Origin of the sequence: Rhodococcus sp. OK611, assembly GCF_003050885.1 — a bacterium.
Lineage (GTDB): Bacteria > Actinomycetota > Actinomycetes > Mycobacteriales > Mycobacteriaceae > Rhodococcus_G > Rhodococcus_G oryzae.
The window spans coordinates 148,764-168,534 of record NZ_QAOZ01000007.1 but is presented as its reverse complement, the minus strand read 5'-3'; the positions used below and the strand labels follow the sequence as shown (position 1 = coordinate 168,534).

The following is a 19,771-nucleotide window of genomic DNA, read 5'->3' as shown; positions in this document are numbered from 1 at the left end:
CAAGACATGTTTCCGAACGTTCGATAGGCGCGGCCGATCGAGCGGAGGGTGTCAGTCGGCCGCAGGCTCGGACGGCGCCCGCAGCGCGGCATCGATGCCGGCGGCCTGCGCGGTCCGGATCAGGGCGCGGGTCAGTACCGAGCCGGGCGCGGCCGCGGCGATGACGAGCGCCACCCGGGCGGTGACCGACGGGCCGTCCGGTTGCAGCACGCGCGTGCCCGCGGCCGGGGCCAGGCTACGGAGCCAGGTCTGCGGGATGATGCTCGCCCAACGGCCGCTGCCGACGTGGGCGAGAAGCGTCAGGGCGGAGTCGGTTTCGAGCTGCGGAGTCGCGGCCAGATCGAGTGTGGCCAACGCATCGTCGATGAGCTGGCGGCCGTGCATGCCCTTGTTCAGCAGGCACATCGGTAGTTCCAGCGCGTCCGGCCAACCGATGGTGTCCGATCGGCCGGTGAGCAGTTCACTGCCGACGACGAGTACGTGCCTCTCCTCGTACAGCGGGGTGACGAGAAGGTCGGCGGTGTCCTGACCGTCCGGATAGACGATCCCGGCGTCCAGTTCGAATCGGCGGATTCGCTCGATGATCTCGGCCGACCGCAGGCTCGACTCGACCTGGACGCGGACGAGTGGGTGCTCCGCGCAGAACGGATCGGTGAGCAGTGCGACGGTGGTCGACGCCGCCGGGATCACCCCGAGCCGCAGCTCGCCGGTGAGGTCGGTCTGCAGCGCCGCGACCTCCTGTTTGAGCAGATCGTGGTCGGCCAGGATGCGTCGGGCCCACGGCACCAGCCGTTCGCCCTCGGGTGTGAGGCCCTCGAAGGCGCGCCCGCGTCGGACCAGCGGAACCTTCAGTTCGTGCTCGAGCTTGCGGATCGCCTCCGACAGCGCCGGCTGGGATACGAAGCAGGCGCTCGCGGCGCGAGCGAAGTGTCGCTCCCGGGCGAGCGCAACGAAGTACTCGAGCTGGCGGAACTGCATGGCCTATTCGACCACGCCCCGGTGCCGAAATGACTGGTCGGAAGTGTCTACCGCGGCCCGGACCGCCAGCCGCCCATCCCGATCATGATGAGGCGCAGCTGGCGCTCGGCGCGCGCGATCACCTCGCGCTCGTCGCGCTGATCGACCTCGAGGACGTTGACGACGGTGGACATCATCGTGTTGACGATCAGATCAGCGGCCATCTCGAGGTCCTCGACCTCCCACTCAGACAGGCCAGGAACCCGGGACAGGTCGATGGTGAGTTCGCTTGCGAACAAACGTAATTCGGAGGCTATGGCCCGGCGCACCTCGGCGACCCCGCCGTAGCGTTCGCGGCTGAGGAACCGGAACTGGCCCTCGTGCGCGTGTACCTGCCGCAGCAGGATCTCCAGCGACGCCCCCGCGTCCTTGGCGCTCGGGCCGCGGCGGGCCTCGCGCAGCATCCGGCGCAGCATTCGCATGCTGTCCTCGACCAGGGCGACGCCGAGGTCGTCCATCGAGGCGAAGTGTCGATAGAACGCGGTCGGGACGATCCCGGCCGACCGCGCGACCTCGCGCAGGCTCAGGTTCGCGAAACTGCGGTCCTCCAGCAGCTCGAGCGCTCCGTCGAGAAGCGCCGTCCTTGTGCGCTCCTTGCGTTCGGCCCTGCTCTCCGGTTCGGTCACGGCAATCAGTGTATGTGTGTTCACTTGTTCTGTGTACGACCGGTCTGTAATCGGCGTCACATTGCCCTTGGGGTTGACACCTACCTGGTACTTCCTGACACACTTGTTTGTGTACGAGTGTTCACTGAAACTCTCAAACAGGAGGCCGTGGTGACCTTGCAGACCCGAACCGGAATCCGCCGGCTCTCGCTGATGTCGCTCTTCGAGGCGATGGCGACCCCGCACCAGATCGACCGCTACCTCGAGCTCGTGAACCCGATGGCGACCGTGCGCGACCTGCGGGCCGAGGTCACCGAGGTGCGCCGAACGACCGCCGACACCGTCACCCTCACGCTGCGCCCCACCCGGCAGTGGCGGGGCTTCGAGGCCGGTCAGTTCGTCCAGATCGGGGTCGTGATCGACGGTGTCCGGCACACGCGGTGCTATTCGCCCGCCTGCTCGCAGCACCGTTCGGACGGCCGCATCGAGCTCACCGTCAAGGCGCACCCACAGGGCCTGGTGTCGCAGTACCTGCACGCCAACGCCCACCCCGGGCTGGTGGTGAGCCTGTCGCAGGCCGACGGGGTTTTCCGGATGCCCGCTCGCAGGCCCGACAAGATCCTGCTCATCAGCGGTGGCAGCGGCATCACGCCGGTGCTGTCGATGCTGCGCACACTCCTGGACGAGGGGCACGACGGCGAGATCACCTTCCTGCACTACGCCGACGCCGAGCGGGACGTTGCCCACCGCGACGAGCTGGCCCAGCTGGTGGCGGGTCGCGACAACGTGCGGGTGGTGTTGGCCTACACCGGCCAGTCGGAGGGCGGCGACCTGCACGGCTTCTTCGGTCGCGAGCACCTCGAGGCCGCGGCGCCCTGGCATGGCGAGGCCCAGACGTACCTGTGCGGCCCGCCAGGGCTGATGCGGGGGGTCCGCGAGCACTACGTCCGGATCGGGCTGGTCGAGCGGCTGCACACCGAGGAGTTCACCGCCCCGGTCGCCGCCGACGAGGACGCCACCGGCCTGCTCACATTCAGCTCGTCCGGGGTGACCGCCCAGAACTCGGGCGCGAGCCTGCTCGAACAGGCGGAGGCCGCCGGTCTGTCTCCCGAGTACGGGTGCCGGATGGGGATCTGCTTCTCCTGCACCGCGGTCAAGACCTCCGGCTGCACCAGGAACCTGCGTACCGGCGAGACCGACTCCGACCCCGACCAGCCGATCCAGCTGTGCATCTCGGCGGCCGTCGGCGACGTCTCCGTCGACATCTGATCACCTTCGACCAAGGAGAACTCCCATGCTCGGACTGTCCATCCCGACGCTGCCGTTCCTCGGCGGCGCGAAGAACGAAGAGACCACCGCCCCGATCGTGCTCAGCTACGAGCAGGTCGAGGAGATCGGACGCGAACTCGACGAGCTACGCGCCCGGATCGTCGCCGATCTCGGCGAGCAGGACCGTGAGTACATCTACAAGATCATCAAGGCCCAGCGTGGATTCGAGGTCGCCGGCCGCGGCCTGATGTACCTCGGGTTCCTGCCGCCGTTCTGGCTCGCCGCCGTCGGTGCCCTCGGCATCTCGAAGATCCTCGACAACATGGAGATCGGCCACAACGTCATGCACGGCCAGTACGACTGGATGCGTGAACCGGGCCTGAACTCGCGGGTCTTCGAATGGGACACGGTGTGCCCCGCGGACCAGTGGCGGCACTCGCACAACTACATGCACCACACCTACACCAACATCGTCGGCCGCGACCGCGACATCGGCTACGGCATCCTGCGGATGGACGAGGCCCAGAAGTGGAATCCGTACTACCTGGGCAACCCGGTCTACGCGTTCGCGCTCATGGTCTTCTTCGAGTGGGGCGTGATGCTGCACGACCTCGAGACCGAGAACATCGTCAAGGGCAAGCGCAAGTGGCACGACGTCAAGCCGCTGCTGCAGGGCATGTGGCGCAAGGCCGGTCGCCAGGTCCTCAAGGACTACGTCGTGTTCCCGGCCCTGACCGGCCCGCTGTTCGTGACCACCCTGCTCGGCAACGCCGGCGCCAACCTGGTCCGGAACCTGTGGACCTACTCGATCATCTTCTGCGGGCACTTCCCGACGGGAGTGCAGACCTTCAGTGAGGAGGAGACCGCGGAGGAGACGCAGGGGCAGTGGTACGTGCGCCAGATGCTCGGCAGCGCGAACATCGAGGGCAGCCCGCTGTTCCACATCATGTCCGGCAACCTCTCGCACCAGATCGAGCACCACCTGTTCCCCGACATCCCGGCGCACCGTTATCCCGAGATGGCGCCGCACGTGCGGGCGCTGTGCGAGAAGCACGGTCTGCCGTACAACACCGGCGGCTTCTTCAAGCAGATCGGATCGGTGTGGGGCAAGATCTTCAAGCTCGCGTTGCCGCCGTTCCTGACCGGCTCCGAGTCCGCTCCCGGTGTTATCGTCGAACGTCAGAAGGCCACAGCGTGAGAGGTGACGCGTCCATGGTGAGCAAGTTCGAGCGACGCAAGGACACCGTGCAGGAGCTGACGGAGTCCGGGGCCACGCACGTCGGCAAGATCGCGATGATCATCGCGGGCGCGGTCCGGGACGTGACCCGCGAGATCGGCGACTGGATCACCGACGGCATCGAGATGCGCGAGGCGTCGAAGCGGGCGCAGGCGGACGCCGCCGATGAGGAACCGGACGTCGTGGAGGGCGAGACGGACGGCGGCGAGGGCCCCGCAGACAAGTAGTCGCCGCCCGTCTGCGACACCCCGCGCCCGGCGCGTGATAATTGACCCAGCTGATGATGATCGGCGGGACGGTTCCACGTGCCCGCCTGGAGTAGTGGATGCGGAGAACGGCGATGAGTGAGGCAGTTCAGGTCGGCGACCTGGTGCATATTTCGGATACTGCCGGCACCTGGGCGGTGGAGGAGATCCGCTCCGGAATCGCCCTGCTGCGGGGCAGCGACGAGAAGCGGATCTCCTCGCGGCTGCACAAGCTCACGGTGGTGCGCAAGGGCGCGACGAAGTAGGACGCGCCGATTGGGAGCGTGGGTCCGCGCCGACTGCCGTCGGCGCGGACCACGTCATCGTCAGAGCCGGACGTGCGGATAATCCGGTGAGCGCTCCTGGAATGACAGGATGCTGGGATTCTGGACGATCCCGTCACGGATCTCGATGGACCGCCGGATGGTCGTGTCGGCATCCCAGGCCGCGGGTCCGCCGAGCACGGTCGCGAGATAGGGGAGTAGCGCTTCGCTGATCTCCCAGGTGGCGGAGTTCCACAGGTAGGACGGGCTGTGGTCAACGCCGTAGTAGACGACGTTGTTGCCGACCTCGAAGGTGGGCTCCTCGAACGACGTCGGCCGCGCCCAGCTGAATCCCATTCCCTCGTCGCAGGATACGTCGACGATCAGCGTGCCCGGTGCGAGTGAATCGAGGTCCTCGTCGGCGAGGAAGGTCAGCGGCGCGTCGGTGTCCTGCAGGACGCAGTTGACGATGATGTCGTGCTCGGCGAGGAATCCGGCCACCGGCACGCGACCGCGTTCGGTGTGGGCGTGGCTGCGGCGCGGGTCGGCGTCGTCGTGATCGAACTGCACCATCCGGGCGGAGTGGATGGGCGCGCCGACCGCGCTGATCCCGCGGACGGTGAGCACCTCGACGTCGTGGACGCCGTGCGCGCTCAGCGCGGTGACCGCGCCCCTGGCGGTCGCGCCGAAGCCGATCACTGCGGCCCGCAGGCGGCGACCGTAGTCGCCGGTCGATCCGGCGATCTGCATGGCGTGGAGCACCGAGCAGTAGCCGGCCAGCTCGTTGTTCTTGTGGAAGACGTGCAGGCTGAGCGAACCGTCGGCCGTCCAGTGGTTCATAGCCTCGAAGGCGATAAGGGTCAGCCGCCGGTCGATGGCGAGCTGGGTGACCGCCGCGTCTTGGACGCAGTGCGGCCAGCCCCACAGCACCTGGCCCTCCCGCAGCTGCGCGAGATCCTCCGCGAGTGGCTTGGCGATCAGGACGACGTCACAGGTCGCGATGAGCTGCTCCCGCGACAGCAGGCCCGCGACGAGCGGGGCCAGCTGTTCATCAGGGATCCCGAAGTGTGCGCCGTACCCGCGCTCGAGGTAGATGTGCTCGCGGAGCCCCGCGTCGATTCGCTCGAGGTGCAGGGGGTGGATCGGGAGCCGGTGCTCGTTTTCCTTGTGTGAGTTCGACGTGATTCCGAGACGGAGCATGTTCAAGTGCGCCCTTAACTGGTGATGCCTGCCTATTGCAGGCCGTGGGCCACGGGCGGCGTGACTTCGAACGATTGTGCGATGGCGTCCGATCGGAGTCTAGGGCACCTTGCGCGTCGTCCGGCACAGATGGGCAAGACCCCGCGGTGCCGGATCGGCACCGCGAATCGCCGCGCCCCGATCTCAGGGGGTCGCCAGGAGCTTGTCGAAGGCCGGCATCACCTTCGGATTGGAATCCTTGATCCCGTTGACGGCGCCGACGCCGGCGCCGATCACGCCGCCCACGATGCACCCGGCGATGAAGTTGGGGAAGATCGACAGGCACCCGACGCCCGCACCGACGCCCAGCCCGATCAGTGCGCCCTGTGCGCCGCCGTTCCCCCAACCGACGGCGACCTCGGTGGCGAATGCATCGAAGGCGGACTGCTTGGTGGGATTGTCGGGCCAGATCGCGTCAGAGACGGCTTCGGCGCCCGGGGGCGGGGCCACCGCGGGCTGGGCGTAGGCGGTTCCCGCTCCGGCGCCGAGGGCGACGACGATGAGCGCAGACGCGGCAAGAGATTTGGTCGGATTCATTGCAGGACTCCAATACTGGTTTGGATGGCCATGATCCAATTCAGTCGCCGTAGAGTCGGCAGGTCGTGTCGGCGGCTGGGGGCGACGGACTTCGCGCAGGAATGAGAGCTCGGATCGCGCCGTACGGTGCGGCCACTTCCATAGCGCACCTCCACGGAGTCGCCAAGAGTCAGGTAAAAACACTAGCGCGGTGATCGCTTGTCCACGACTGGAACAGAAGAGATCGCGACCCCCGTCCGCGGTCACCAGGCAACTGTGACGAGAAAAGGCCCCCGGCCGAGTGGGCCGAGAGCCTTTCCTTCATGGGCGCTCGATCACGACCCGAGGCTGCCGCCCCCGCCGAGGCTGCCCAGGGGCCCGGCGCCTCCGCCTCCGCCGCCTTGCATGCCGCCCATCATGTCCATCACTTTGCTCATGAGATCGATCAGCTTCTCGAGCATTTCGAGGTCCATCTTCTTGCCACCTTCATGGGTATTTCACGGGTGAGCGGTGTGGTCGCAACTGAACGCGAGGCGCACCAGTCGAGCAATTCCCGCCCACCGCTCGTGAGGACGGCAACGCCTATCTGACTTCCGTCGACCGCGCGGGGCGATCCGGAATCCTTGGGCGCGATCAGGGAACGCGCGTGCGCAGCGGCGGTGGCGAGCGGCAGGTGGCCACCGCGAAATGCCCGCGGTCTGGTCCACCACCCGCTTCGGCGCGCCGTGCGGCATAACTGTCCGTCATGGGGACTCACCTCAACCCTGTATATCGCCGGGTCTTGGTTCAATGTTGCAGGAATTCGCCACCGATTTTGGCCGTTTGCGTCGGCGGCGGGACGCCACGCTTCGTGGTCACCCGTTTTGGGGGATGCCACCCGCGCCGCGGGTGGCGAGGCTGGAAGCCGGACGACGACCCATTGCCGGACACAACCCTCTGGAGGAACCCATGGCCATGGATACATTCGCTCTGCTCGCGGCGGTCTACGACTCGGAGGATGCCGCGATCGCCGACTACGACGCCATCCACGACCTCTACGTCGAGCTCCACCTGGTCGACACCTACGACGCGGCCGTCATCACCCGGACGGACAAGGGCAAGGTCAAGATCGTCAAGAAGCATGAGCAGCCGACCCGGCAGGGTGCCTGGGGAGGACTCGGCATCGGCCTGGTCGGGGGAGCGCTGGTGGCCCTGTTCCCCGCCGTCGGGCTCGGGGCAGGGCTGTTGCTCGGCGGCGCAGGCGGCGCCGGTCTCGGGGCGCTCGGCGGGCACGTCGCGGCCGGGATGAGCCGCTCCGACCTCAAGGAGGTGGGTGAGCTGCTCGACGAGGGGGACAGCGGGCTGATCGTCATCGCGGCGACGGATGTCGAGGCGCGGGTCGAGAAGGCGCTCAAACGAGCAGCCAAGGTGACGAAGAAGCAGCTCGAGGCGGACGCCGAGCAGGTCAGCAAGGAGATCGACGAGGCGACCAAGAGCTGAGAACTTCACGGTCCGGCGGTCGGGCAGATCACCCTCATCGGGGGAGGCGCCCGCCGCCGTGGCCGCGCAGGCTGCAACCCAGGCCACACCCGCGGACGACAGCCATTCAAGGGAGCAAACCATGACAGAACTGGACACTCTCTCCGACCTGCGACCCGCCGGTGCGGTCGGCCGCCCGACCCGGGCGGCCAGCTTCGAACACGGGGAAAAGGTTCGGCGCCGGATCCCGTTCGGCGCCATCGCCGAACACGGTCCGACCGCCGACCGTGACGCGATCGGCCTGCTCGAGTCCCAGGCCTCCACCCGGGTCCAGGAGCTCCTCCCCATCCGGTACGGGCGGATGGCCGACTCGCCGTTCGCGTTCTACCGAGGCGCCGCGCTGGTGATGGCCCACGACCTCGCACACGCCCCGACGACGGGTCTGTACACCCAGCTCTGCGGGGACGCCCACCTGAGCAACTTCGGACTCTTCGCGACACCGGAACGCGAACTCGCCTTCGACCTCAACGACTTCGACGAAACCTATCCCGGACCATTCGAATGGGATCTCAAGAGGCTCGTCGCGAGCCTCGCCGTCGCCGGTCTCGACAACGGGTTCACCGGCAAACAGCGCAAACGGATCGCCCGCGCGTGCGCGGCCGAGTACCGCGAAACGATGACCTACCAGGCCAATCGCGGCGAGCTGGCGGTCTGCTACGCCCACATCGACGCGACCGCGCAGCTGGACGAGCTCCGCGAGGTCCTGGACTCCTCGACCCGCAAGCGTGTCCAGAAGACGATCCGCAAATCCTGGGGTCGCGACAGCATGCAGGCGCTGTCCAAACTGACCACGACGGAAAACGGGCAACCGCGGATCGTGAGCGCACCGCCGCTGATCGTCCCCATCGAGGAGATCCTCAGCGACACCGAAGCCGAGCGGATCGACCGCGAGATGATCCAGCGACTACGTGAGTATCGCGACACCCTCGAACCCGCCCGACGTGTCCTGTTCGACCGATTCGAATACGTCCAGACCGCACGAAAGGTCGTCGGCGTCGGCAGCGTCGGCACCAGGGCCTGGATCATCCTTCTCGTCGGCCCCGGCGGCGACCCGCTGTTCCTGCAGGCCAAGGAGGCGGCGCCGTCGGTGCTTTCCAGATACCTGGAGGGTCCGTCCTATGCGAACCAGGGCGAACGCGTCGTGTCCGGACAGCGGGTGATCCAGAGCGCCAGCGACATCCTCCTGGGCTGGCAGCAGGGGCCCGACGTGAACGGGACCGTCCGGGACTATTACGTCCGGCAACTGCGCGACGGCAAGGGCTCAGCGGTCATCGAGACCATGTCCGCCGACCTGATGGCCCTCTACGGCCGGCTCTGCGCCCGCGTTCTCGCGTTCGCGCATGCCCGCGCGGGCGACCGGTTCGCCATCGCCGGGTACCTCGGTTCGGACGACGACTTCGACAAGGCGCTGACGGAATTCGCCGAGACCTACGCCGACCAGAACGCCCGCGACCACGCCGCGCTGCTCGATGCGATCGCCGACGGGCGGATCACCGCGCACCGGGAGTGAACCGCGGCCGGAGCGCCGCTTCTCTGCACACGTGAGCGCCCCCGGCAGGAATCGAACCTGCGACCTAGAGATTAGAAGGCTCTTGCTCTATCCAACTGAGCTACGGAGGCGTGATCCGCGAAGGATCGGGTCCGGAGTCTACCGGTAACCATGACCAATATTCGATAGGTTCGCTTACGGGTCGGCGAACCTGGACGAACCCGACAGGCGCGCGCCTCCTACCCTTGTGGGCATGGCATCACCCGAGCTCGCCCCCTCCGCCCCGTCGCCGATCCGAAGGGCGGGGGAGAACTCGGTACCGATCTTCGTCACGCTCGGGATCATCGCGGGGCTGGTCGCGGCGATCATCGTCGGGCTGTCCGCCTCGGACGCGCTGGTGTTGCTCGGCATCCCCGACCCGGGTCCGCTCACCACCTACGGACTGCCTGCGGTCAAGGCCGCCGGTGAGGTCGCCGCCGTCCTCGCGATCGGGTCGCTGCTGCTCGCCGCGTTCCTGGTGCCGCCGCAGCGCAGCGGGGTGCTCGACGTCGACGGCTACCGGGCGGTGCGCACCGCGTCGAACGCCGCGATCGTCTGGGCGGCCTGCGCGCTGGTCCTGGTGCCGCTGACCGTCTCGGACACCTCCGGTCAGCCGCTGAGCGCGGCCATCCAACCCGCCAACCTCTGGAAGGCGATCCCGCAGATCGAGCTCGCGGGCGCGTGGCGATCGACCGCGATCCTCGCGGTGCTGCTCGCGGTGGGCACGCGACTGGTGCTGCGCTGGTCCTGGACCCCGGCGTTGCTGCTGCTCGGCGTCGCCACCCTGATGCCGCTCGCGCTGACCGGGCACTCCTCCTCCGGTGGATCGCACGACCTGGCCACCAACAGCCTGATCTGGCACCTCGTCGCCGCGGCATTGTGGGCGGGCGGGTTGTTCGCGCTGCTCGCGCACGCGCGCAGGCGGGGCGCGTACACCGACGTCGCGACGCGCCGGTTCTCGAACGTCGCCACGGTCGCGTTCGTCGTGATGGCGATCTCCGGTGTCCTCAACGGACTGGTGCGGCTGCCGCTGAGCGAGCTGTTCACCAGTACCTACGGCTGGCTGCTCGTGGCCAAGACCGTCGCGCTGGTGGTCCTGGGCGTGTTCGGATACCTGCAACGGCGCAGTGCGCTGCCCGCGCTGGCCGCCGACCCGACGGCCCGTGGCCCGCTGATCCGCTTCGCCGGCGGCGAGGCGATCATCTTCGCCGCGACCATCGGCATCGCCGTCGGCCTCGGCCGGACACCGCCCCCCGCGGAGAACATCAACCCGACCCCGACCGAGGTGCAGTTGGGCTACAACCTGGACGGCCCGCCGACGTTCGCGAAGCTCGCGTTCGACTGGCGCTTCGACCTCATCTTCGGCACCGCGGCGATCATCATGGCGGTGGTGTACCTGCTCGGCGTCCGGCGGCTCCGCAAGCGCGGGGACACGTGGCCGGTTGGCCGCACCATCGCCTGGGTGCTCGGCTGCGCGACGCTCCTGGTCGCCACCTCGTCGGGCCTGGGCAGGTACTCGCCCGCGGTGTTCAGCGTGCACATGGGTGCGCACATGGCGCTGTCGATGCTCGCGCCGGTGCTGCTGGTGCTCGGCGGCCCGATGACCCTGGCGCTGCGGGCGTTGTCCCCGGCAGGGCCCAAGGGGGTACCCGGTCCGCGCGAGTGGCTGCTGGCCGCGCTGCACAGCCCCGTGTCCCGTTTCCTGACCCACCCGCTGGTGGCCTCGGTGCTCTTCGTCGGCGGCTTCTACGCCCTGTACCTCGGCGGCATCTTCGGCGCGACGCTCGACTCGCACGGCGCGCACCTGCTGATGAACGTGCACTTCATCCTGAGCGGCTACCTCTTCTACTGGGTGGTGATCGGCATCGACCCGGCGCCGCGCACCCTGCAGCCGATCACCAAGCTGGCGATGGTGTTCGGGTCGTTGCCGTTCCATGCCTTCTTCGGCATCGCGCTGATGAGCATGGGCGAGGTGATGGGTGGCTGGTTCTACCGGGCGCTCGGTCTGGACTGGAACGCGGACCTCATCGGTGATCAGCGGCTGGGTGGCGGCATCGCCTGGGCCACCGGCGAGATCCCGCTCGTGCTGGTGATGCTGGCGCTGCTGGTGCAGTGGTCGCGCAGCGACGAGAAGACGGCCAAGCGGGTCGATCGTGCGGCCGACCGTGATGACGACGCCGAGCTCGCGGCGCACAACGCCATGTTCGCGGAGCTGGCGCGGCGCGACCACGAAGCCGGCCAGTGACCACTCGCGAGGAGGTGCTCGCCGCGCGGGAGCGGGTGGGTCCCCGGGTTCGGCGGACCCCGGTGCTCCTGGTGGTCCTGCCGACGCCGGGCGGGGACATCCCGGTCGCGCTCAAACTCGAGCAACTGCAGCTCGGCGGTTCGTTCAAGATCCGCGGCAGCCTCAACGCCATGCTGAACCGGGATGGCGCGCAACGTGATTCGCCGGTGGTGATCGCGTCCGGCGGTAACGCCGGGATCGCGGCCGCCACGGCGGCCGGGATGTTGGGGATCGCGTGCACGGTTGTCCTTCCGGCCTCGGCGCCCGCGGTGAAGGTGGATCGGCTGCGCGCGCTCGGCGCCGAGGTCGTGCTCGACGGCGAGCGATACGTCGACGCCTACCTCCGGGCGTCGGCCATCGCCGCGCAGCGCGGCGCCCAGCAGTTGCACGCCTACGACCTGCCCGATGTGGTCGCGGGCGCGGGGGTAATCGGTCTCGAGCTGGCCGAGGAGGCGCCGGAGACCGACACGGTACTGGTCGCGGTCGGTGGCGGCGGACTCGTCGCGGGGATCGCCGCCGCGCTCGCGGGGGAGAAATCCGTCGTCGGGGTGGAGCCGAGCGGCGCACCGACCCTCAGCTCCGCGCTCGCCGCCGGTTTCCCGGTGGACGTGGGGGTGGACAGCATCGCGGCCGACGCGCTCGGTGCGACCCGACTCGGTGACATCGCCATGGATGTCGCCCGCCGGGCCGGGATCGGCTCGGTGCTGGTCGAGGACGAGGCGATCGACGAGGCACGAAACCTGCTGTGGCGCGAGTTCCGGCTGGCGGTCGAGCATGCGGCGGCCGCGCCGATCGCCGCCCTGCTCAGCGGCGCCTACACGCCGGCCGCGGGGGAGCGGGTCGCCGCCGTGATCTGTGGCGCCAACACGGACCCGACGACGCTGCCCACGGGCTAGCCGCTACGCGGGCCGCCCCGCCCGAGCCCCGTAGCGCTCACGGGCCGCCGACGGGGTGACGGTCTCCGCACGCACTGGCGGCGCCCCGTTGAAATGCTGGTCGAGGACCGAATGGGTCGCCGGGAGCAGGCGCTTGACCACGGCCAGTTCGGTTCGCGGATTGCTCGTGGAGCGCACGGCGGCCCGGGTGAGCGGCGTGACCACCCGGTCGATCACGGCGGGCTGATCGAAGTCGCCCAGCTCCCGCATCCACCCCGGCAGGGTGGCGATCGTCGCGGGCGCCATCAGCCGACTCATCGCCCACAGGGCGAGCCGGTCCTTCCCGAAGCGGGTGCGCAGCAGGTAGTGCATGCCCTCGATGGCCCGTTCGGAGGTGCACAACCGAGGGCGCACGGCGGAAAAGTACTCGTGCACCTCGGCGCGCGAGCGCGGGATGTCCGCGGGCTTGCAGGTCTGCAGTTCGGCGGCGACGGCGCACTCGGCCCAGTACCGGGCCTCCTCGTCCGGACTCAGCGGTCCGGGACCGAACATCTCGTAGCACTTGAGGACCGAGTGCCAGCCGGTGACGTGGATCCACAGCTGGCTGTCGGGGCTGTTGGCGCTGTACCGCTGCCCGCTGATCGGCTCGATCCCGGTTGCCTTCGCGTGCACCCGCATCAGCAGCTCGGACGTCTCGATCGCCGACCGGGCGTCGCCGACCGCCACGATCAGGAAGTAGGAGAGGGTGCCGTCGAGACGCCCCCTCGGGTCCAGGTAGATCCCCTTGGCGTCGGCGACCGCGGCGGTCAGGAAGGGGTCGAAGTGCTCCAGGGTGACCGAGCGCTGAAACCCGACCAGTGCGGTCGGGTTGGTCCAGACCTTCCACGTCGGCGATCCCGGCCCGAAGAATCCGTTGTCCTCGCGCCTGCGTGCGGGATCGAACGGCCAGCCTCGGTCGGCCAACATGCGGGGTTCGCTCATCGTGTCTCCTCCGGCGCGGTTCGTGAATGCAACGCGACCGTAGCAATTGCTGTCGGTGAATACAACGGTTGCGTAGCATTGGCCCCGGCGGGGACTGGCCGCGAGCGGCGATCTCTAAGGTGGACGCGGAGGTGGATCGATGACGAGAGCGCAGACGGCGGACGAGCGCCCGCGACGCAAGTACGCGCCGCGACTGCCACCGGAGCAACGCCGTGACCAGGTGCTCGACGCCGCGGTGGCGGTGACCGGGCGGTCGGGCCTGCACGAGCTGAACATGGAGGCCGTCGCGGCGGAGGCCGGCGTCGGGAAACCGGTGCTCTACAACGTGTTCCGTACCCGTGCGGAGCTGGTCGCGGCCCTGCTCGAGCGCGAACACCGGCGCGCGATCGAGCAGGTGATGGCCGCGATACCGACCGACCTCAGCGCGCTGGGTCCGGCCGCGGCCTACGCCGGAACGGTGTCCTCGTTCGTGCGCGTCGTGGTGGCGAACCCCACCCGGTGGCGCTTGATCCTGACCGCGCCCGACCAGGCGCCGGCCGAGTATCAGGAACACCTCCGCGCCTCCAGGGCGGCGGTGCTGGTGAAGGCGGAGGAACTGGCCAGGATGGGGATCGCGCTGGAGCCCGGACTGGCCGGTCTTGACCCGGTGCTGCTGGCCCACACGATGCTCTCGTTCGCCGAGATGCTCGGCAGGCTCGCGGTCAGTGATCCCGTCACCTATTCGAGTGAGCGCCTCGTCACCTACGCGGGGGCGCTGGCCGCCACGATCACCTCGGGTCGGTCCACCCGCTAGCACACCGGTGAGACGAACTGTGTTCCCGCGTGGCCGTTTTCGCGGGTCTGTGGACGCCCCATCCGTTCATCCACAGATTCGTCCGCGGCCACAATCCGGCGACCCGACGGGGGACGCTGGCATCGAGGGGCCGCGTGGCCCACGGATGCCAAGGGGGAACGACATGTACGAGACGCACACGGCGGTGGTCGGCACCGTGATCACCAATCCGGTCAAGCGGCCGACGAACTCGGGGGAGGAGGTGCTCAGCTTTCGGATGGCGAGCAACACCAGGCGTCAGGACCGCTCGACCGGGGAGTGGACCGACGGCGGCACCCTCTACCTGACGGTGACCTGCTGGCGGCGGCTGGTGGCGGGCGTCGGCGCCTCGCTGATGAAGGGGGATCCGGTGATCGCCTGTGGGCAGCTGCGAACCAACGAGTACACGACAAAGGACGGGGTGGACCGCGCCGACCTGGAGATGCGCGCCAGCGCGGTCGGCCCCGACCTGGCTCGCTGCCGAGCCAGGCTCGACCGTGCGCCCAAGGCGTCGCAGTCCGTCGACCCGGATGCGGACCCGGGGGCCGGGGAGTCGGAACGCGATCCAGGGGGCCTCGCGGGGGCAGGCCTCGATCCGGCGCTCCGGGCGAGCTGACCGATAACGGGCATTTCGGTCACGGCGGCGGCATAGGCTGAGGAGTCTTCCCGTCAGGTGAGGGGGCGGCTCGCATGGCACGCCTGAGGCTGTTGGTCGTGGTCCTGATCGTCGCCGCGATGACCGCTGTGTCGGTCGGATCCGGCACCTCCGCGGCGGCGCCCGCACCACCCGGATCGGTCATCGCGGTGCAGGACATGCCGAGAGAACTCTGGATACCCGGGACCGGGCGGGCGTACCGCCTCACCTACGCCACCGCCGACCATTGGGGTGCCCCCGCCACCAGCACAGGGGCGGTGTATCTGCCGCCGGGGCCGGCCCCCGAGGGTGGCTGGCCGGTGGTGTCCTATGCGCACGGAACGATCGGGGTGTCCGATCAGTGCGCGCCCTCGATGACCGGGCCGCAGGCCATCGAGTCCGCCTACCTCCAGGACTGGTTGGCGCGGGGGTACGCGGTGGTGGCGACGGACTACATCGGTCTCGGGACGCCCGGCGTGCTGCCGTACCTCGACGGCAAGGCCGCGGCGCACAGCGTCATCGACATGGTGCGGGCGGCCCGGACGATCGACACGGGGGTCTCGCCGCGGTGGGTGGTGATCGGGCTCTCGCAGGGTGGGCACGCGGCCCTGCACACAGCCCATGAGGCGACGACGTACGCGCCGGACCTGGACTACCGAGGCGCGGTCGCGATCGGTGCGCCGTCGAACCTCGAACAGCTGTTTCCGTTCGGCGGTCCGGGTTTCCCCAATCTCGGCCTGCGTGGGCTGACGACGTTCTCCCTGTTCGCCATCGTCGGGTTGCGGTCGGCTCGACCCGACCTGGACCTCGACAGCTACCTGTCGCCGCGCGGACGGGAACTGGCGGGGCTGGCGGAGCGCCTCTGCTCACCCGAGCTGGCTCCCCAGGTCGCGGGAGTGCAGGTGGGTGAGCTGTTCTCGCGGTCGCTCGGCGGCGACGAGATCCGATCGGCGCTCGCCGACTATCTGGGCGTGCCGACCGGTGGCTACGACCGGCCGCTGTTCATCGGGCACGGCACCAACGACATCGTGGTGCCGATCGTGCTGACGCTGAAGCTGGTCGCGGATCTTCAACTCGCCGGGGCGGACGCGCGGTTCGTCGCGTACCCGGGTGCCGGGCACGGCGAGAGTCTCGGGGCCTCGTCGGCGGACTCCATCGCGTTCGTCGAGCCGCTGATCCGATGACCGGCCGCTCGCAACAAGGCATCGGCGACCGGTGACTGGACGAGTGTCCTGTTTTGCGGGTAGCGACCGCGCCGGAGTTCTACGCTGCACCGAGTCCGGAGCCCGTCGCGGGGGACCGCACACACAACCAACCGAGGGTGGGGGAACACGATGGAGTTCGAATTCGGTCGCGCTGCTGGGCATCGCCTCGGCCTGCGCGCAGGCGTAGCAGTGCTGGCGGTGCTCGCACTGGCCGTGCCGGCGGCCGGGCAGGCCGCGGCGGATCCGGTCGGCGAACCGGGCACGGTGGTGGCCGACAAGGCCCTTCCGGTGGGCGCGGAGGTCGGCGCGGCAGCGAGTGGATCGCGCCAACTCACGTACTGGACCGAGGGTCCGACGGGCGCGCCGGCCCTCAGCACCGGAGCGGTCTACTTGCCGAAGGGAACGGCGCCCGCAGGCGGCTGGCCGGTGGTGTCCTGGGCACACGGCACCACGGGCGTCGGCGACGATTGCGCGCCCGCGCTCGGGTTCGACGTCACCGCGCTCACCCGCGACTACGTCTCGGCGTGGCTGGCGCAGGGCTACGCCGTGGTCGCCACCGACTACGTGGGGCTCGGCACCGAGGGAACCCATGCCTACCTGCACGGGCGAAGCGAGGGCCGTTCGGTCATCGACATGGTCCGGGCGGCCCGCGAGGTGACGCCTGAACTCTCGACCGCCTGGGTGGCCATCGGGCATTCGCAGGGCGGGCATGCCGCCATGTTCGCTGCGCACGAGGCGACGAAGTACGCGCCGGAGCTGGACTACCGCGGCGCGGTCGCCACAGGGACCCCCGCGAACCTCGAGTTGCTCTTCCCACTGGGCGGTCCCGGCTTCCCCAATCTCGGCCTCAACGGGCTGACCTCCTTCGCGGCGTACGTGGTCAACGGGATGAAGGCGGCCCGACCGGATCTGCCGATCGGCGACTACCTCAGCCCGGCCGGTCGCGAGTTGGTCGAGACCGCCGAGACCATGTGCTTCGTCCCCCTCCAGAAGCATGCCGGAACCTTCGGTGTCGGAGAGATGCTCAGCAAGCCGCTCGACAACGAGATGTTCCGCTCGGCCATGCGTGATTACCTCGCGGTCCCCACAGCCGGCTACGACCGGCCCGTGTTCATCGGGCACGGCACCGGCGACCGGACGGTTCCGTATCCGCTCGGTGCGAAGCTCGCACTCGATCTGCAACTGGCAGGCGAGCCCGTCACCTTCAGGTCCTACTCGGGCGGTCACGGGGCGTCGGTGATGGAGGCGTTGCCCGATACGACCGCCTTCATCCGGTCGCTGTTCGGGACCGCCTGAACCCCTGATCTGACCTGCGGCGGGCCGTGAATCGGTCGTGGCCCGCCGCAGATCGGGCCCAAGGCCTGTGTGGATTGGGGAGTCGCCTGGTGTCCCGATACTCTGGTCGCCATGGCGGAGTTCATTTACACGATGAAAAAGGTGCGCAAGGCGCACGGCGACAAGGTCATCCTCGATGACGTCACGATGAGCTTCTACCCGGGCGCGAAGATCGGTGTCGTCGGTCCGAACGGCGCGGGTAAGTCCTCCATCCTCAAGATCATGGCCGGACTCGACCAGCCGGGCAACGGCGAGGCGTTCCTCGCGCCGGGCGCGACCGTCGGCATCCTGATGCAGGAGCCGCACCTCGACGAGACCAAGACGGTGCGCGAGAACGTCGAGGAGGGCCTCGGCGAGACGATGGTGCAGCTCAAGCGCTACAACGAGATCGCCGAGCTGATGGCCACCGACTACTCCGACGAGCTCATGGAGGAGATGGGCGAGCTCCAGGAGAAGCTCGACCACGCCGACGCCTGGGAGATCGATTCCCAGCTCGAGCAGGCGATGGACGCGCTGCGCTGCCCGCCGGCCGACGAGCCCGTCACCCATCTCTCCGGCGGTGAGAAGCGCCGCGTCGCGCTGTGCAAGCTGCTGCTGAGCAAGCCCGACCTGCTGCTGCTCGATGAGCCCACCAACCACCTCGACGCCGAGTCCGTGCTGTGGCTCGAGCAGCACCTGGCCGCCTACCCGGGCGCCATCCTCGCCGTCACCCACGACCGGTACTTCCTCGATCACGTCGCGCAGTGGATCTGTGAGGTCGACCGCGGCCGGCTCTACCCGTACGAGGGCAACTACTCCACCTACCTGGAGCAGAAGGCCGCGCGACTCGAGGTCCAGGGCAAGAAGGACCAGAAGCTGCAGAAGCGCCTCAAGGAGGAGCTCGCCTGGGTCCGTTCCGGCGCGAAGGCCCGCCAGGCCAAGAGCAAGGCCCGCCTCGACCGCTACGACGAGATGGTCGCGGAGGCGGAGAAGCACCGCAAGCTCGACTTCGAGGAAATCCAGATCCCGACCCCTCCGCGCCTGGGCAATGTCGTGGTGGAGGTCGAGAACCTCGACAAGGGCTTCGACGGCCGGCTGCTGATCAAGGACCTGTCCTTCACGCTGCCCCGTAACGGCATCGTCGGCGTGATCGGTCCCAACGGCGTCGGTAAGACCACGCTGTTCAAGACCATCGTCGGGCTCGAGGAGCCGGACTCGGGCACCGTCAAGGTCGGCGAGACGGTCAAGCTCAGCTACGTCGACCAGACGCGGGCCAACATCGACCCGACCAAGACGGTCTGGGAGACGGTCTCCGACGGACTCGACTTCATCGAGGTCGGCCAGAACGAGATGCCCTCGCGCGCATACGTGAGCGCCTTCGGGTTCAAGGGCCCGGATCAGCAGAAGCCCGCGGGCGTGCTCTCCGGTGGTGAGCGCAACCGGCTGAACCTGGCGCTGACCCTCAAGGAGGGCGGCAACCTGATCCTGCTCGATGAGCCGACCAACGACCTCGACGTCGAGACCCTCAGCTCGCTCGAGAACGCGCTGCAGGAATTCCCCGGCTGCGCCGTGGTGATCTCGCACGACCGCTGGTTCCTGGACCGGACCTGCACGCACATCCTGGCCTGGGAAGGCGCCTTCGGCGACAACGAGGCGGCCTGGTACTGGTTCGAGGGCAACTTCGAGGCGTACGAGGAGAACAAGGTCGCGCGGCTCGGTGCCGACGCGGCCCGGCCGCACCGCGTCACCCACCGCAAGCTCACCCGGGGCTAGGACGTGCCGAACAAGGTCTTCACCTGTGAGGTTCAGGTGCGCTGGGGCGATTCCGATCGCCTCGGCCACGTGAACAACACGCTCTTCCTCGAGTACGCGCAGGAAGCGCGGGTCAAGTTTTTCCGCGAGCGCGTCTTCCCGGCGGGCGTGCGTCCGTCGGCGATGGTGGTGCGCAAGGTGGAGATCGAGTTCCTCAAGCCCATCACCGACGAGTCGGGCCCGGTCACCGTTGAGGTGTCCGTCCTCGCGGTCGGGAACTCCTCGTTCGGCGTCCGCCACCTGTTCCGCGACGTCCACGGGGTCACCTGTGGCGTCGCGGACGCGGTGATGGTGCGGTTCGACGTGAAGACCGAAACGTCGGTTCCGCTCACGGAACTCGAGCGATCGGTGCTGTCGGAGTATGCGATCACGGAAACGGTGCGCTAGAGGGCGCCGTCAGTTCACCTCTCGTCCCGCT

At 68.7% G+C, this 19,771-nt stretch carries 20 protein-coding genes and 1 tRNA gene; 14 read left to right on the top strand and 7 right to left on the bottom strand.

Features of this window, described 5'->3' with window-relative positions; genetic code table 11:
- Nucleotides 1–51: 51 nt before the first annotated feature.
- A complete protein-coding gene (locus tag C8K38_RS10775) occupies nt 52–978 on the bottom strand; it encodes a LysR family transcriptional regulator (RefSeq protein WP_097211463.1) in 927 nt (308 codons plus the stop codon).
- A gap of 47 nt (nt 979–1,025) precedes the next feature.
- Nucleotides 1,026–1,643, bottom strand: a complete 618-nt coding sequence (locus C8K38_RS10770; RefSeq protein ID WP_097211462.1) for a TetR family transcriptional regulator — start codon at nt 1,641–1,643, stop codon at nt 1,026–1,028.
- Between the two features lie 192 nt (nt 1,644–1,835).
- On the opposite strand from C8K38_RS10770, the gene C8K38_RS10765 reads away from it, so the two are divergent.
- From C8K38_RS10765 to C8K38_RS27115, 4 genes are all read left to right on the top strand, one after another.
- Nucleotides 1,836–2,891, top strand: a complete 1,056-nt coding sequence (locus tag C8K38_RS10765; RefSeq protein WP_218840967.1) for a ferredoxin reductase — start codon at nt 1,836–1,838, stop codon at nt 2,889–2,891.
- A 25-nt stretch (nt 2,892–2,916) separates the two neighbouring features.
- Nucleotides 2,917–4,089, top strand: a complete 1,173-nt coding sequence (locus tag C8K38_RS10760) for a fatty acid desaturase family protein (RefSeq protein WP_097211461.1) — start codon at nt 2,917–2,919, stop codon at nt 4,087–4,089.
- A gap of 14 nt (nt 4,090–4,103) precedes the next feature.
- Nucleotides 4,104–4,355, top strand: a complete 252-nt coding sequence (locus tag C8K38_RS10755) for a hypothetical protein (RefSeq protein WP_077043777.1) — start codon at nt 4,104–4,106, stop codon at nt 4,353–4,355.
- 113 nt (nt 4,356–4,468) lie between these two features.
- Nucleotides 4,469–4,639, top strand: coding sequence for a hypothetical protein (locus C8K38_RS27115; protein ID WP_179800520.1), 171 nt, complete (start codon nt 4,469–4,471; stop codon nt 4,637–4,639).
- A gap of 60 nt (nt 4,640–4,699) precedes the next feature.
- Here the strand turns inward: C8K38_RS27115 and C8K38_RS10750 are convergent, their stop codons facing one another.
- The 3 genes from C8K38_RS10750 to C8K38_RS27110 all read right to left on the bottom strand — a co-directional run bounded on the left by C8K38_RS10750 (nt 4,700) and on the right by C8K38_RS27110 (nt 6,864).
- The gene (locus C8K38_RS10750; protein ID WP_209926845.1) at nt 4,700–5,836 is read right to left on the bottom strand and encodes a N(5)-(carboxyethyl)ornithine synthase; all 1,137 of its coding nucleotides are present in this window, start codon (nt 5,834–5,836) and stop codon (nt 4,700–4,702) included.
- Between the two features lie 183 nt (nt 5,837–6,019).
- Nucleotides 6,020–6,412 carry a hypothetical protein gene (locus tag C8K38_RS10745; RefSeq protein WP_097211459.1) on the bottom strand — a complete coding sequence of 131 codons (393 nt, stop codon included), beginning with the start codon at nt 6,410–6,412 and terminating at the stop codon, nt 6,020–6,022.
- Between the two features lie 314 nt (nt 6,413–6,726).
- Nucleotides 6,727–6,864, bottom strand: coding sequence for a hypothetical protein (locus C8K38_RS27110; protein ID WP_169310513.1), 138 nt, complete (start codon nt 6,862–6,864; stop codon nt 6,727–6,729).
- Nucleotides 6,865–7,345: 481 nt separating this feature from the next.
- Between C8K38_RS27110 and C8K38_RS10740 the strand changes: the two genes are divergently transcribed.
- Together C8K38_RS10740 and C8K38_RS10735 are read left to right on the top strand one after the other, a co-directional pair.
- Nucleotides 7,346–7,870, top strand: a complete 525-nt coding sequence (locus C8K38_RS10740) for a DUF1269 domain-containing protein (RefSeq protein WP_245220984.1) — start codon at nt 7,346–7,348, stop codon at nt 7,868–7,870.
- Nucleotides 7,871–7,991: 121 nt separating this feature from the next.
- The gene (locus C8K38_RS10735) at nt 7,992–9,419 is read left to right on the top strand and encodes a DUF2252 domain-containing protein (RefSeq protein WP_097211458.1); all 1,428 of its coding nucleotides are present in this window, start codon (nt 7,992–7,994) and stop codon (nt 9,417–9,419) included.
- Between the two features lie 36 nt (nt 9,420–9,455).
- On the opposite strand, the gene C8K38_RS10730 is transcribed toward C8K38_RS10735, so the two are convergent.
- Nucleotides 9,456–9,529, bottom strand: a tRNA-Arg gene (locus C8K38_RS10730).
- 122 nt (nt 9,530–9,651) lie between these two features.
- Between C8K38_RS10730 and C8K38_RS10725 the strand changes: the two genes are divergently transcribed.
- Together C8K38_RS10725 and C8K38_RS10720 are read left to right on the top strand one after the other, a co-directional pair.
- The gene (locus C8K38_RS10725; protein WP_097211457.1) at nt 9,652–11,682 is read left to right on the top strand and encodes a cytochrome c oxidase assembly protein; all 2,031 of its coding nucleotides are present in this window, start codon (nt 9,652–9,654) and stop codon (nt 11,680–11,682) included.
- Nucleotides 11,679–12,617 carry a serine/threonine dehydratase gene (locus tag C8K38_RS10720; RefSeq protein WP_097211456.1) on the top strand — a complete coding sequence of 313 codons (939 nt, stop codon included), beginning with the start codon at nt 11,679–11,681 and terminating at the stop codon, nt 12,615–12,617. The genes C8K38_RS10725 and C8K38_RS10720 overlap by 4 nt, the downstream gene beginning before the upstream one ends.
- A gap of 3 nt (nt 12,618–12,620) precedes the next feature.
- Here C8K38_RS10720 and C8K38_RS10715 read toward each other — a convergent pair whose 3' ends face one another.
- Nucleotides 12,621–13,577, bottom strand: a complete 957-nt coding sequence (locus C8K38_RS10715; RefSeq protein ID WP_097211455.1) for an oxygenase MpaB family protein — start codon at nt 13,575–13,577, stop codon at nt 12,621–12,623.
- 139 nt (nt 13,578–13,716) lie between these two features.
- On the opposite strand from C8K38_RS10715, the gene C8K38_RS10710 reads away from it, so the two are divergent.
- The 6 genes from C8K38_RS10710 (at nt 13,717) to C8K38_RS10685 (ending at nt 19,740) form a co-directional block, all read left to right on the top strand.
- A complete protein-coding gene (locus tag C8K38_RS10710; protein WP_097211454.1) occupies nt 13,717–14,370 on the top strand; it encodes a TetR/AcrR family transcriptional regulator in 654 nt (217 codons plus the stop codon).
- A 163-nt stretch (nt 14,371–14,533) separates the two neighbouring features.
- Nucleotides 14,534–15,004, top strand: a complete 471-nt coding sequence (locus C8K38_RS10705; protein WP_097211453.1) for a single-stranded DNA-binding protein — start codon at nt 14,534–14,536, stop codon at nt 15,002–15,004.
- Nucleotides 15,005–15,078: 74 nt separating this feature from the next.
- A complete protein-coding gene (locus C8K38_RS10700; RefSeq protein ID WP_097211452.1) occupies nt 15,079–16,206 on the top strand; it encodes an alpha/beta hydrolase family protein in 1,128 nt (375 codons plus the stop codon).
- Nucleotides 16,207–16,356: 150 nt separating this feature from the next.
- The gene (locus C8K38_RS10695) at nt 16,357–17,523 is read left to right on the top strand and encodes a lipase family protein (protein WP_097211451.1); all 1,167 of its coding nucleotides are present in this window, start codon (nt 16,357–16,359) and stop codon (nt 17,521–17,523) included.
- 111 nt (nt 17,524–17,634) lie between these two features.
- Entirely contained in the window at nt 17,635–19,314 is a 1,680-nt protein-coding gene (ettA, locus tag C8K38_RS10690; RefSeq protein ID WP_027499846.1) for an energy-dependent translational throttle protein EttA, read from the top strand.
- A gap of 3 nt (nt 19,315–19,317) precedes the next feature.
- Nucleotides 19,318–19,740: an acyl-CoA thioesterase gene (locus C8K38_RS10685; protein ID WP_097211450.1), complete on the top strand. Its 423-nt coding sequence runs from the start codon at nt 19,318–19,320 to the stop codon at nt 19,738–19,740.
- Nucleotides 19,741–19,771: the final 31 nt, after the last annotated feature.